This window comes from Binatus sp. (SeqCode) (genome assembly GCF_035272065.1).
GTDB lineage: Bacteria > Desulfobacterota > Binatia > Binatales > Binataceae > Binatus.
In genome coordinates this window covers 15629-28710 of the sequence record NZ_DATEQZ010000035.1, presented here as the reverse complement: position 1 = coordinate 28710, position 13082 = coordinate 15629, and the positions used below count along the sequence as shown (strand labels likewise).

The following is a 13082-nucleotide window of genomic DNA, read 5'->3' as shown; positions in this document are numbered from 1 at the left end:
TGATGACGCTGTCGCGCGTGATTAGAAGCACTCTTCCAACCAGCACATCGCCGGGACGGGGAGCCTTCAAACTCTCTTCCATCAACGACTCAAAGTCATTTTCTCCTCCGCTCATCTGTTCAGGCAACGCTTTCTCCATTTAGTGGGACCTTCCGGGATTCCGGGACATCGGGGCTGCTGCAATCCTTACAACCGGGCTAGGCTCGTTTCAAGTCCTTGGCGGCGTTGATTCGAGCGTTAATCTTCGCTTTCATCGCCGCGACCACCGCGTCGATCGAAAGTTTCGTTGAGTCTATCTCTGTCGCATCGTCCGCGCGCTTGAGTGGCGCCAGCTCGCGCCCGCTGTCACGGCGGTCGCGCTCGATAAGTTGCTCGAACACTTCATGCTCCGCGATCGACGCGCCCTTCTTCTTCAGTTCTTCGAATCTGCGGCGCGCGCGCGTCTTCACATCCGCAACGAGAAAGAACTTGAACTCGGCATCGGGAAAAATCGCCGTGCCGATGTCGCGCCCTTCCATCACCACGCCGCCATCCGCGCCCGCCGCGCGCTGCAACTCGCGCATCCGCGCACGCACCGAAGCGATCGCCGAGAACCGCGATGCCAGCTCGCCGACTTCCGGCTCGCTTACAATCGCAGTCACATCGCGGCGGTTGAGAAATATACTCTCGCCATCGAACTTTATTTTGATCGCCGCCAGCACCGGCGCCAATCGCGCTTCGACGTCCGCATCTTCCGGACTGACGCCCGCCTCGCGCGCAGCGATCGCAACCGCGCGATACATCGCGCCGGTGTTCAGGTACGAGAACCCGAGCGCGCGAGCGAGCGCGCGCGCCGCCACGGATTTGCCCGCGCCGACCGGACCATCAATCGCGATTATTGGTCTCCTGCGGCTCATCTGATCTTTTCCCGCATCGCGCGTCCGCGATTAAAAATCTTCTCGACGACTTCCATGTCGCCGGCTTCGATCGCGCGCTGAAATTCGGCGAACGTTCCGCCGTAAAGTTTCAGCGCCGCCGCGATCGCCTCGCGATTCGTCACGAAAATATCGCGCCACATCTCCCACGACGACGCCGCCAGCCGCGTCGTGTCGCGCAAACCGCCAGCGCCGTATTCCGCCGCAAGCTTGTCCCCGACTTTCTCGCCCGCAAGCGCTGCCGCCAGCACGCTCGACACCGCCTGCGGCAGATGGCTCGAGCGCGCCAGGATCGCGTCGTGCGTCGCCGCGTCCATCATCTCGACGCAGGCGCCGGTCTCGTCCCAGAGCTGTTCAATCTTGTTGATCGCCGCGGGCGTGCTCTTGGCCGATGGCGTGATAATCACGAGGCGGTCTCGAAACAGAGCAGGGTCGGCCGCCGCCGCGCCCGTCGTCTCCTTGCCTGCCACCGGATGCGCCGCGACGAGCGATCTTTTGCCCGTGATCAGCGGCTCCAGCTCGCGCACCACGTAACCCTTCACGCTGCCGATGTCGGTCACGACCGCGTCAGGCGCCGTATGCTCGATCATTTTGTCCAGCGTCGCGCGCATCGTTTGTATCGGTACCGCCAGCACGATCAAATCCGCGCCGCGCGCCGCCTCGACCGGGTCCCGCGTCGCGACGTCGATCATCCCGCGCTGTATCGCGACGTCCAGATTCGCCTGCGATCGTCCGAGCCCAACGACCTTGCCCGCGACGCCCGCGTGCCGCGCGATCAACGCGAGCGAGCCTCCGATCAGGCCCACTCCGCACACGGTCATTTGCCGAAATAGCTGCGCCATTAGATTCGGATTCCGCCGCCCGGCGGCGCCGTCTTCGTCGCCTTGAGCCGGCTCAATTGCAGCAGCAGGTTCGCACTCGCGATCATCATAACTGCGAGCAGCGGAAACACCACATAATTCATATTCAGATTCCCGCCGCGAGCGTCGGCGATGATCACGCCGAACACTCCCGCCATCATCATCACATACGCGCACCTGAACCACGACAGCGCGGTCATTACGCGCCCTTCGAATTGCTCGGGGCGCACAATCGCCGTCAACCCGATAAGCGCGTACCCTCCCAGCGCAACTAACGGCATCAGCAGCAACCCGGTGGCTTTCGACCCGTAGCCGTTGATCTGCCCCGAGATGTCCCAATGGATCGGAATCTGCGCGGGCGCCGACGGCCACGTCCATGCCGCGACCGCGAACATCGCGATGATTAGCGCGCGCGCGATCCGTTCTGCGTTTCGATTCTTCACGAATGCGCGCTGATCACTTCGCCGAGCATAGCAATCAGCCGCCGATTCTCCTCGGGCAGCCCGACGCTGATTCGCACATGCCGCGGATAGCCGTAACCATTCATCGCGCGCACGATCACGCCCTTGCGCAAGAGCATGTCGTAAACCGCGCGCCCATCGCCCACCTCGACCAGGAAAAAGTTCGCGTGACTCGGCACGAACGGCAGCTTCAGGCGCGCGAACTCGCCCTCCAGGTAATCCATCCCCTCGGCGTTGACTTGCAGCGTCCGCGCGATATGCGCGCGGTCGTCCATCCCCGCGATCGCCGCCACCTGCGCCAGCGACGTCACGTTGAACGGCTGCCGCACGTTATGCAGCATCTGGATCATATCGGGCCGCGCCACCGCGTAGCCGACGCGAACTCCCGCCAGCCCGAAAATTTTCGAAAACGTCCGCAGCGTGATTATCAGCCGGCGGTCGTCATGGTCTTCCATCGAGTCCGGGTATTGCGGGTCACGCACGAATTCGAAGTACGCCTCGTCGGCGACGATCACCACGTTTTCCGGCACACGCTCGAGGAACCGCTTCCATTCGGCACGCCGGAAAATCGTTCCGGTCGGATTATTCGGATTGCCGAGAAAAACAATTCGCGTGTTCGCGTCGATCGCCGCCGCCATCGCGTCGAGGTCGTGCGAGAATCCATCGCTGGTTTGGACCACGCGATGCTCCCCGCCGGCCGCCGACGTCGCCAGCGGATAAATCGCGAACGAATGTTCCGAGTAAACCGAGTTCAATCCCGGTCGCAGGTATAGAAACGCGAGCAGGTTGAGCACCTCAACCGAGCCCGACGCCGCGAACACCCGCTCGACTCCAATCTTATGATGCGCCGCGATCTTCGCCCGCAGTTCGTAGCTCGCGCCGTCGGGGTAGCGATTCAGCTCGGGCAGCGCCGCCTTGATTGCCTCGATCGCGCGTGGCGACGGCCCCAGCGGATTCTCATTCGACGCCAGCTTCACCGGATCGACGATTCCGAGTTCGCGTTGCAGCTCCTCGATCGGCTTGCCCGGCTCGTAAGGAGCCAGCGCGGCGACCGATGGGAGTACGAGATCTTGAGCTTTGATCAAAACAGGGGAGCGGCCACTGGGAACGCTTTTGGGCTGCCCGGCTCAGGCAGCGGCCGACCTTCCTTCAGGATACGATCCTAAGACCTTCAAGAATAGGGCCTTGCTCGACAGCGACTTGAGCGCGCGCGCCAGCTTGGGGTCGTTGCGATGCCCCATAACGTCAACAAAGAACAGGTATTCCCACGGTCGCGCGCGCAGCGGCCGCGATTCGATCTTCGATATATTGATCGCGTTGCGCGCAAACAGGTTGAGCGCCTGGTTGAGCGTGCCCACCCGATCCGCCACCGCGAACAGCAGCGTGGTCTTGTCTTTTCCGGATTTTTCGATCGGCCGCGTGCCCATCACGAGGAATCGCGTCGTGTTGGCCGCGACATCCTGCACGTTCGCCGCTATTGTCTTGAGGCCGTACGCCTCACCCGCCGTCTTCGACGCGATCGCCGCAATCGACGCGTCCGCGGCCGCGCGCTGCGCCGCCAGCGCATTGGACGCCACCGCTTCAGTCTCGATATTCGGAAAATTCGCGCTGATATAGCCGCGGCACTGCGCGAGACTTTGCTGATGCGATACGATTCGCTTGACCGCACCCGCATCACCACTCAGCGACATAATCGAATGCCGAATCGGCAGCAGCACTTCGCCGACTATCACCAGCGACGTATCTATAAGGAGGTCGAGCGTCAGCGTCACCGATCCTTCGGTCGAGTTCTCGACCGGCACCACACCGAAATCCGCGCGTCCGTTCTCAATTGCCTGGAACACGGCCGCGAACGACTCCAGCGGCATCAGCGCTACGCTCGAGCCAAACCGCATCCGCGTCGCCTCATGCGAGTACGTATGCTCGGGCCCGAGGAACGCGACGCGCGACTCATGCTCGAGCGCGCGGCACGCGGAAATTATCTCGACGTAAATTCGCTTGACCTGTTCGTCGGTGAGCGGCCCCTGATTCTCAGCGATCATCTTTTCGATAATCGCGCGCTCGCGCACCGGCTGATAAACCTCGCTGCCCTCATGATGCTTCAGCCGTCCAATCTCGGTAGCCACAGTTGCGCGCGCTGAGATCAGCCGCAGAATTTTGAGATTGATCTCATCCATCCGCGCCCGCAGCGTCTCGATCGATGGTGGCTCCGCGGCCGGCTTCCTGGCTACTTTTGATGACATCGAACAAGAATGGCTACCCGATCAACCGCCCCTTTTCAACGCATCGGAGCATCGCGTGAGGGTCCGATCTCCGCCGTCCTCTCGATAGCTTCGCGCCCACTCTATCCCCAACCCGTTCTCGTCCTTCTAATTCTTTTCCTTTGCGCTTGTGACAGCCTTTGTATCTTGACTAATGGTTAATAATTCATAACCCTTTTGCTAATCGAAACGTAGATTCGTTCCGGAATTTCCGATTAACTTCTGCTGTGGAGCGAACATCGGGGGCAGTTCATCTCTTCGCACTCGCGATTCTGCTGGCTGGATGCAACGGCGGCAGCGGAGGATCGCAGTCGGCGGCCACGACACCATCGGGCATCGTCCACTTCGTCCCCAACTCTCACCCGTTCTGGAGCGACCCCGCGAACTGGACGACCACCTTCGGCCCCGCCTACGCCGATATCACCCTCGTGTCGAGCAACTTCGTCCCATGCCGGGGCGGTCCCTTCGCGCTCTGCTATTACTCAGGACCGAGCTCCGGCGCCGAAGACCTGTCATGCACATTGACCCCCGACGGCAACTACGCCAACTGCCAATGCTTCGACATTCCCTACGGCGTGTACTTCGTCGATATCAACGCCATCCTCAATCATGCGGTCTATGAAAAAACGGTTGCGCAATGTGGCGCCGATGGCAGCCTGTGCGCAATGCTCAACTCGGCGCCGGTATGCGCTAACGTCAATCACGGAAATCTGATTCCCGGCTCGAGCGTCTACTCGACCTTCAGCTTCGATTGCGTCCCCGAGAACGGTCTCGGCCTCACCAACTGCGCGCAACAGCCATACGCCGGATGCATGACGGCGCCGTGCTTCAAAACCGCGCAGGCGGGAATCGTCAGTTGCTCCTGCCCAACATTCAATGGCCCCTATCAAGTCGGCCAGAACGATCAGGCATGTACGCTCGGCGATAACCTCGTGTGGTCGGCCGCTTATGCTCCCGGCGCGACGCCAACCGCGACGCCTGTTCCACCCGGCCTCTCCGCAGCACCCGCAAACGCCGACGCTCCCGCCGCTGTTCCCAGTCCGGGAACATGCCTGCCGGACGCGCCCGGCAGCCTCGGATGCCCGCTGTATGTTCCCGGCGTCACGACGATTCCGGCTGACAGCGGCGTGGATTGCGCCAAGGTCTGCGACGAGTATCACAGTTGCATGCAGCCGAAAGGCGCGCAGGCCGGCTTCACCTGCGACGCAACTTTGTGCACCGACGAATGCAACGATCGCGACCTGGTAAGCGTCGCATGCACCGGTCTAGCCGGATGCGATATCTCCGAAATCGTCAAAGCCGAAACCGCCGCGCAATGCAGTTGCTGCGCAAGCCAGCTATGCGGATGCGATCCGAGCGCCAGGACCAACAAGGCGATCTCCGCATTGAACCAGCAGCAGCGCGATCGCGGCATCGAGCCGCAATGCGACATCAACGGAACTCTCTGCGGCTCCCACTAATCACCTTGTCCAATTCCTAACCTCTCCTTGTCCAAGAGATCTTTGCATAACCTGCTGCGCCTTTCTTCCCCTCTCCCTGTTAGGGAGAGGATGAAGGTGAGGGTCCTTGTCCAGCGCGCATTTTTTCGCGCGCGCTTCAAGATTCTGCCTCTTCGAAAGCGTGCGCCGAGGTTACGCAAAGCTCTCATTTCCGAGGGGCAGGATCGGCGAAGTCCGCATCTACGTCTTAACATCCACAAGATTCTCACTTGCGTCCCCGCCTGACGGCTACTAGTTCTGGTTATATGCGAGTCTGCGCCGCCGGTCCCGACACGCACTTCCAGTCGAGGAAGGTGAAGTGATGCAGAAATTAGTATTCACGACTATCGCGATCTCGATCCTGCTGCTCGCGGGCGGATGCTCGTCAAACGGTCAGACCGTGCAGCAGCGTCAAGCATGCGCCGCCGGCGATCAGCATCCGTGGTGCATGCAGTTGGCGCAGACCAAACCGCTCGGAGCAGCGCCTTACGGATTGGAATCGACCGCCCCGACGAATCCCGAGATGCAGGAGGACAACACGCCGTCTCCGAGAAACCCGGCGTTGCCGCTCCAGACTCCGGGCCACGGCCCTATCATGATGAATTTCGGCGGTATGAGGTAACCGATCCTGTCTGCTACTTTCTAAACTCGACCGTCGCCGTTCCGGTCACGAGGCGCTCAGCCTCCTCGTTCTCCATCCAGACGTCGATCTCGGCCGTGCTATCCGCAGGGTTCTTGTTGGTGACAAAGCCGTGAATCGTGATCGTGTGATCGGGCTGTACCGGCACGCGATAGGTCGTGCTCATCCGCGTCAGCCACGCGTTGCTCGACCCGATCCAATCCGTCACCAGCTTCGACAGCAGGCCCAGGCTCATGTTGCCCGGCAGGATCATCCCGGGCAGCCCTTCCTTCTTCGCAGCTTCGTCGTCGGTGAAGCGCCCCGCGATATCGCCCATGCCCATGATCTTCGCGTAGGCACGGCACTGATCCTTGCTAACGAACAGCTCGAGCGGGCCGAGCGTGTCGCCGATGTTGATTTCTTCGAAACTGCTCACGTGCGGTTCATGAAGCGATGGTCGATATGGGCCAGCACTTCATCCTTCTGGTTCTTCAGCGTCGACCGGATCACGACGAAGACCATGGTGCCCGTGCGTCCGGTCTTCTCGTAAATTTCCTTTACGTGCGAGCTCAGCGTCACATTGTCGCCCGGCCTTATAGGCGAGACGAACTCGACGTCCTTGCCGGCGTCGAAGCCGCGGCGGCCGAAGCGTGGCACGTTCTCAAAGAAGTGCCGCCCGTTGCGGAACGTCACCGCGAACGACGGCGGTGCGACGATCCCGCCGTACGGACCTTTCTTCGCCGCCTCCTCGTCCGTGTAAATCGGATTGGTCTCGCCGAGCGCTGCGCAATACCGCTTGATCTTCTCCGGCTTGACCTCGACGGGCTCAGTCACTTCGAAGACCTTGTTGATCAGCGCCGGATCGTAATCGACTGCCATCGTGATTCTCTCGCTTGTTATCGTGTTTCCATCGCGACCGCATGCGGCACGGCTTTGCGCCGCGGCCGGAAATCCACTGGCTCGTAGTTGCCGGTTTTCAATTCCCGCACCAGATCATCGATTGTTTTGATGTATGCGCTGAACTTCGTCGCGCACAGCCCGATCAGGCTCACCAGGTGGCTGTCGGAACCGCCGGTCGCCGCAAATCCATGCTTCGCGATCAGTTCCGCGCTGCGCTCGTCTTCGCCCTTGCGCGATCCGCCGTTCAGCGCCTCGACCGCGACCACGTTCTCCAGCGGCGGCTTGTTCTGATAGTGCTCGTACATTCCGATATTCGGCCGCCCCGGATGACACGGCACGACGATTCCGCCCATCCGCGCCACTTCGTTGATCAACGTCTGCGCGTCGAGGCGCACGTCGGCAAAATCGAATCGCTTTACCATGTCGTCGTTCACGCCGAACACCAGCATGTGCCCATAGTTGGTCTCGACTTCTGACGCGCGCAGCACCATCGTGCCGAACTTGTCCTCGAGCGCGCGGTAGTCGGCGTCGCGATTGAACTGGCGATGCTCGGTCAACACGATTCCATCGACCGGCCGCTCGGCCGCCCGCAGCTTGATCCAGTTGAGGTACGCCTCTACCGGTGCGCGGCTGTCTTCCGATGCTTCACTATGCGTGTGCAGATCAAGGATTGTACTCACCAGGAATGTGCCCTCACCTCGCCGGGCGAAATTTCGCGAGCGTCACCGCGGGCGTGACCTCCTCGTATACGACCTCGACGGGCATCCCTATTTTAGCCTGTTCCGGCGCGCAGTCGACCAGGTTGGTGAGCATTTTCACGCCCTCGTCCAATTCGACATACGCCATGATGTATGGGATCGACTCGCGAAATCCCGGCGCCTGGTTCTGATACGTCGTCGTGAAGGTATAGACCTTGCCACGCCCGCTGCATTTGATCCATTGCGTATCCGACGACATGCAATTCGTGCATAGCGCGCGCGGATAGTAGCGGACGTCGCCGCACTTGCGGCACTTCTGGACGTAAAGCTCGTGCCGCTGGATCGCCTCCCACCATGGACGATTCTCTTCGTCGATGTGGGGTAGGGGCTTCGAGTATTTTTTCGCTTGCGTCTGTTCCGCCATGATTTCGTCCGTCCCGAGTTACTGATTGCTGAGGATGAGCGTTGCGCCCGAATGCCGCGTGCCGAGCGTGCCGCCAGTCCCGTGCGCGAGCGCGATTTTGCAATCCCTGACCTGCCGCGGCCCGCATTCGCCGCGCAGTTGCTTCGTGGCTTCAATCACTAAAAAAATCCCGCGCATCCCCGGATGGTTCGACGACAGGCCGCCGCCGTCGGTGTTGATCGGAAATTCGCCGTCGAAGCGCAGCCGCCCGCCCGACACGAACGCCCCGCCCTCGCCGCGCTTGCAGAAGCCGAGATTCTCGAGCGTGGACAGCACGGTGATCGTGAACGAGTCGTAGATCATTGCCATGTCGATGTCTTTGTGCGCGACGCCGGCGCGCTCGAACGCCAGCCGCCCCGATTGCGCCGCCGCGATTTCCAGGAAGTCGCGCTGCCCGCGCGCCGCGTGGCGCACCGTCTCGCCCGTGCCGAGAATATAAACCGGCTTCTTCTTCAAATCGCGCGCGCGCTCCGCCGACGTGATCACCAGCGCGCCGCCGCCGTCGCTGATGATGCAGCAGTCCAGCAGATGCAGCGGCGACGAGATAATTCGCGACGCCAGCACGTCCTCGACCGTGATCTGGTCGCGGTACTTCGCGGCCGGATTCATCGACGCATGCAGCCGCATCGTGACCGCAATCTCCGCGAGTTGCTCCGAAGTCGTCCCGTAGTCATGCATATGCCGCTGCGCGACCATCGCGTACGACCCGACCGTCGTCGGCCCGAACGGAATCTCGTACTGGTCGCATGGATCGCCGCTGCCGCCGCCCCCGCCGCCGGTGCCGATCGCGAACCGCGACGACGCCGCCGTCGAGCCATAGACCACGACGCATACGTCGCACAGCCCGGCGTGAATCGCGGCTGCCGCGTGCGCAGTGTGCGCCACGAACGACGACCCGCCGATCGAAGTCGAATCGACAAAGTTCGGCATCAGGTTCAGGTAATCGCAAAAGCCGACGATTCCCATCCCGCTCATCCCGATTCCGGTCGTGCACAACCCGTTCACGTCCTTTATCGTCAAGCCGGCGTCGTCCAGCGCGCCACGCACGCTCTCCGCCATTATCTGAAACAGGCTTTTGTCCGGCGCGAATCGCGTCGGATGCTCAAAAACTCCGGCCACTGCGGTCTTGCGGCTTAAACTCATTTCGAATTCCTACTTCAGTCCATCGACGAACTGCTCGATAGCGGCGTTGTACTCGGCGGGACGCTCGCGCGGAATGTAATGACCGGCGTCCGCGATTATCTTGGACGCCGCGCCGCGAATCTTGCCCGCGATAAACTCCGCGTCGGCGGGCGTGGTGCTCTTGTCGTCGGCGCCCGCGAGCACCAGCGCCGGCTTCTCGATCTTTGCGATCGCCTCGCGCAAATCGACCTGCGAGCACGCCAGGATGTCGGTATACCGCACGCGCGGGTCGGTTTTGATCTGTTCCATCCAGCCTTCGCGGACGACATCGAAATTTTCCTTCGCCGTCTTCGGCGAATAGCCGTCGGTGTTGAACGCCTGCGGCGCACGGCCCATCGTGATTGCGCGCAAGGCCTCGATTCGCTCGGCTGTGAGGTTGAACTTCGATGCCGTGCAACTGAGTATCAGCGCCTCGACCCGCGCCGCATGCCGCAGCCCGAGATCCATCGCAATCGCGCCGCCCATCGAATGCCCCAGTATCACCGCCGACTTGATCTTCAGAGCGTCGAGAAACGCCGCGACGAAATCCGCGTAGTCGTGAACCGTGCGCAGCCCCTCGACGCCCGCCGAACGTCCATGCCCCGGCAGGTCGAGCGAGATCGGACTGTGCTTGCCGCCGAACGCCTCGAGCTGCCGATGCCACGTATGCCCGTTCGACCCAGCGCCGTGCACAAACAAAATCTTGCGTCCGCGCGAGAAGTCTGGCACCAAGTCGGGCAGCGTCGTCGCGCCACTGTAGTAGTAGTAAGTCGCGTATCCTTTAACGTCGGTGTATTTCGTTTGAGTTGGCATCGGCGCGAAACTCTCCGCCACGTGCTTTTGTGCGTTAGCTACTAGGTTGAAGGCGCCCCCGTCAAACCCCGCCAAGCAGGGAGCCTGTGAGTTCTTTAGTACTGCGTCTCTGCACCGTCGGCATAGCTCATCATCCTGACGAAGCGAGCAACGCAAGCGGCAGGAAGGATCTCGGAAGCTTCGCGCAAGCGAAGTCGGTACCGGTTCTGAAATCGCGAAGCGATCCTTAGACTCTCATCCATCCCGCCTGCCTACGATCAGCGGCTCGTGCTGCGTCAAACTCTGCGGCGCGCCCACCTTCGCGAGTTCGGCGATCATTACCTCGGCGCGCTCGCGCTCGCCCTCCGGTATCAGTGGCATCCACCTGATTTTGACCCACTCGTCGATATCCGCCCACGTGACCGTGAACGGCGCCGTCCGTTCCTCGACCCGCAGACCCGCCTTCGCGAACGCCTGCTGGTAGCGGACCCTCGGACGCGCATCGGCTTCGCGCCGCTCCGCCCACCGAAGAATCACCTCGCGAAATTCGCGCCATCGCTCCGGACCGACGATCGCGCTGAGCGTCTTCCGCACGCTGTCGTCGCGCTGCCACGTCGCTATCAGCACTCCTCCCGCCTGCATGCAGCGCGCAAACTCGGCCACGACGCCCTCGACGTCCGCGACGAACTGCAGCACGTGGCTCGCGAAGATGAAATCGAACGACTCCGGCTTGAACGGCAGCCGCGCGGCGTCCGCGCGAAGCAGCCGGCATTTCGCGCCTGCTCGATTGCGCGCAGACAGGAGCATCTCGAATGACAAGTCGGCCCCGGTGACCGTGCGATTCCCGGGCGCCCCGACGAACTTCGTCAGATAGGCGCCGTTGCCGCATCCAACGTCGAGCAGCTCGCGAGCGTTCGCGAATTCCGGCGCGATCGTTTCGAGCACAGCTTGGCGCCGGTTCCCGTAGTACACGCCGTCGCCATAAGTACCGGCCAGGCGGCCGAAGTATTCGGCGATCACCTGAGAAGGCTGATGATAACCCGAGGTTTCGCGATCGCGAGAGTCCACATCGCGAGAATGACAGAAAAGCGGGCGCGCGGAAAAGTTTACAGGGTTATTTGCGCGGCTTGCGGCCTTTGGCTTTGCGTGTCGGCGTCCCATCTCCGTCGATTGGACCGACCTGCCCGTGCTCCCATACTTCGATCGCCGCGCGGCTGAATCGCCATGCGCTGCCGACGCGGAAACCCGGTATTCGCCCCTCGCGCAGCAAGCGGTAAATCGTGGTCGGATGGACGCGAAGATGCGCCGACAACTCCGAGATGGTCAGAATTTCTTCCGAGGATGCCATCGTAGCGCCAACCCTCCCCTCGGGGAGATATCTCAGTTCCCCTTTAACGAGCCGTATTGCTCAATGTCGCACAAAAGCCCGCTATCCAGCCTCTAACCGTGCCACGGTTAAGTCAATACTGGCTATCCGCGCCCGTCAGGGGTTGTGAATCTTGGCGAAGGTGCGTCATGTTGCGTTATTGTTAGCGAAAGACGGGCAGAAGAACCCAAAGCCGCGCGCCAGGGAGGCTACTTGCAATGAAGTACGAGGCGATTGAAATCAAAAACGACGGCGCGGTGGCGTGGCTGACGCTTAACCGTCCGCACAACCTCAACGCGCTCAGCGCGCAAATGGTCGCGGAGCTCGAGGACTTGCTGCATCGGCTGCCGACCCAGACCGAGACGCGGGTCGTCGTGATGAAGGGTGCTGGCCGCGCGTTTTGCGCCGGGCTCGATCTCAAAGAACAAAACCGCGGCGGCACCGGCCTTGGCGCCTCGACCACTGACACCGTCGAAAGCCAGCGCCGGATGAGCGACCTGGTCGTCGCGATTCGCCGCGCGCCGCAACCGTTCATCGCGGCGATTCGCGGACCTGCCGCCGGCGGTGGCTTCGCTCTGGCGCTCGCATGCGACGTGCGCATCGCGGGCGAGTCGGCCCGCTTCAACGCGGCGTTCATTCGCATTGGCCTGAGCGCGTGCGACATGGGCGTCAGCTATTTCCTCCCGCGCGCCGTCGGCAGCTCGGTCGCGTCCGAGCTGATGCTGACGGGACGCTTCATCAACGCCCAACGCGCATTCGCCACCGGCCTGGTATCCGAGCTGATGCCGGATGCGGAGCTCGATGCGGCGGCGGCCAAGCTGGCGCTCGAGATGACGGAAACCTCGCCACTCGGGCTGCGCCTGACGAAGGAGTGTCTGTCAATGAGCATCGACGCCGGCAGCTTGGAGCAGGCAGTCGCAATCGAGGATCGCAACCAGGTGCTATGCGTTCGCGCGGGGTACATCGAGGAAGGCGCCCGCGCGTTTCTCGAGAAGCGCAAGCCGCGCTTCGCCCCCCGCGCCTGACGTAGGACGGAATTTATTCCGTCGAACCCAATTTATTCCGTCGAGAAGAAGAGCCCAAGAAAAAAAGGGCGGTTCGATTGAACC

16 protein-coding genes are annotated in these 13082 nt (G+C 61.8%); 3 read left to right on the top strand and 13 right to left on the bottom strand.

Annotated features, from left to right (window positions below):
- Positions 1 to 197: 197 nt before the first annotated feature.
- From cmk to pheA, 5 genes are read right to left on the bottom strand one after another with little or no spacing between them, the layout of a single operon-like run.
- Positions 198 to 896: a (d)CMP kinase gene (gene cmk, locus VJX68_RS05880; RefSeq protein WP_324094733.1), complete on the bottom strand. Its 699-nt coding sequence runs from the start codon at positions 894 to 896 to the stop codon at positions 198 to 200.
- Positions 893 to 1756 (bottom strand): prephenate dehydrogenase, encoded by an 864-nt coding sequence (locus VJX68_RS05875; RefSeq protein ID WP_324094732.1) that lies wholly within the window; start codon positions 1754 to 1756, stop codon positions 893 to 895. Before VJX68_RS05875 ends, cmk begins: the two co-directional genes overlap by 4 nt.
- A complete protein-coding gene (locus VJX68_RS05870) occupies positions 1756 to 2217 on the bottom strand; it encodes a DUF1648 domain-containing protein (protein ID WP_324094731.1) in 462 nt (153 codons plus the stop codon). The genes VJX68_RS05875 and VJX68_RS05870 overlap by 1 nt, the downstream gene beginning before the upstream one ends.
- Positions 2214 to 3320 (bottom strand): histidinol-phosphate transaminase, encoded by a 1107-nt coding sequence (gene hisC / locus VJX68_RS05865; RefSeq protein ID WP_324094730.1) that lies wholly within the window; start codon positions 3318 to 3320, stop codon positions 2214 to 2216. Before hisC ends, VJX68_RS05870 begins: the two co-directional genes overlap by 4 nt.
- Positions 3321 to 3362: 42 nt before the next feature.
- Complete coding sequence (pheA, locus tag VJX68_RS05860) at positions 3363 to 4478, bottom strand: prephenate dehydratase (protein ID WP_324094729.1); 1116 nt, start codon at positions 4476 to 4478, stop codon at positions 3363 to 3365.
- A 245-nt stretch (positions 4479 to 4723) separates the two neighbouring features.
- Here pheA and VJX68_RS05855 point away from each other — a divergent pair, with 245 nt between their 5' ends.
- Both VJX68_RS05855 and VJX68_RS05850 read left to right on the top strand, forming a co-directional pair.
- Positions 4724 to 5956 carry a hypothetical protein gene (locus tag VJX68_RS05855; protein WP_324094728.1) on the top strand — a complete coding sequence of 411 codons (1233 nt, stop codon included), beginning with the start codon at positions 4724 to 4726 and terminating at the stop codon, positions 5954 to 5956.
- Between the two features lie 340 nt (positions 5957 to 6296).
- Positions 6297 to 6596: a hypothetical protein gene (locus VJX68_RS05850; RefSeq protein ID WP_324094727.1), complete on the top strand. Its 300-nt coding sequence runs from the start codon at positions 6297 to 6299 to the stop codon at positions 6594 to 6596.
- Between the two features lie 13 nt (positions 6597 to 6609).
- Here the strand turns inward: VJX68_RS05850 and VJX68_RS05845 are convergent, their stop codons facing one another.
- The 8 genes from VJX68_RS05845 to VJX68_RS05810 all read right to left on the bottom strand — a co-directional run bounded on the left by VJX68_RS05845 (position 6610) and on the right by VJX68_RS05810 (position 11955).
- Positions 6610 to 7029: a MaoC family dehydratase gene (locus VJX68_RS05845; protein WP_324094726.1), complete on the bottom strand. Its 420-nt coding sequence runs from the start codon at positions 7027 to 7029 to the stop codon at positions 6610 to 6612.
- Positions 7026 to 7472 (bottom strand): FAS1-like dehydratase domain-containing protein, encoded by a 447-nt coding sequence (locus tag VJX68_RS05840; RefSeq protein ID WP_324094725.1) that lies wholly within the window; start codon positions 7470 to 7472, stop codon positions 7026 to 7028. Before VJX68_RS05840 ends, VJX68_RS05845 begins: the two co-directional genes overlap by 4 nt.
- Before the next feature lie 17 nt (positions 7473 to 7489).
- Positions 7490 to 8173: a PHP-associated domain-containing protein gene (locus tag VJX68_RS05835; protein ID WP_324094724.1), complete on the bottom strand. Its 684-nt coding sequence runs from the start codon at positions 8171 to 8173 to the stop codon at positions 7490 to 7492.
- Between the two features lie 13 nt (positions 8174 to 8186).
- The gene (locus VJX68_RS05830; protein ID WP_324094723.1) at positions 8187 to 8615 is read right to left on the bottom strand and encodes a Zn-ribbon domain-containing OB-fold protein; all 429 of its coding nucleotides are present in this window, start codon (positions 8613 to 8615) and stop codon (positions 8187 to 8189) included.
- 18 nt (positions 8616 to 8633) lie between these two features.
- On the bottom strand, positions 8634 to 9797 hold the full coding sequence (locus VJX68_RS05825; protein ID WP_324094722.1) for an acetyl-CoA acetyltransferase: 1164 nt from the start codon (positions 9795 to 9797) through the stop codon (positions 8634 to 8636).
- 9 nt (positions 9798 to 9806) lie between these two features.
- The gene (locus VJX68_RS05820) at positions 9807 to 10628 is read right to left on the bottom strand and encodes an alpha/beta fold hydrolase (RefSeq protein ID WP_324094721.1); all 822 of its coding nucleotides are present in this window, start codon (positions 10626 to 10628) and stop codon (positions 9807 to 9809) included.
- A 234-nt stretch (positions 10629 to 10862) separates the two neighbouring features.
- The gene (locus tag VJX68_RS05815; protein ID WP_324094720.1) at positions 10863 to 11627 is read right to left on the bottom strand and encodes a methyltransferase domain-containing protein; all 765 of its coding nucleotides are present in this window, start codon (positions 11625 to 11627) and stop codon (positions 10863 to 10865) included.
- Between the two features lie 94 nt (positions 11628 to 11721).
- The gene (locus VJX68_RS05810; RefSeq protein ID WP_324094719.1) at positions 11722 to 11955 is read right to left on the bottom strand and encodes a helix-turn-helix domain-containing protein; all 234 of its coding nucleotides are present in this window, start codon (positions 11953 to 11955) and stop codon (positions 11722 to 11724) included.
- A gap of 236 nt (positions 11956 to 12191) precedes the next feature.
- Here VJX68_RS05810 and VJX68_RS05805 point away from each other — a divergent pair, with 236 nt between their 5' ends.
- On the top strand, positions 12192 to 12998 hold the full coding sequence (locus tag VJX68_RS05805) for an enoyl-CoA hydratase/isomerase family protein (RefSeq protein WP_324094718.1): 807 nt from the start codon (positions 12192 to 12194) through the stop codon (positions 12996 to 12998).
- Positions 12999 to 13082 lie beyond the last annotated feature (84 nt).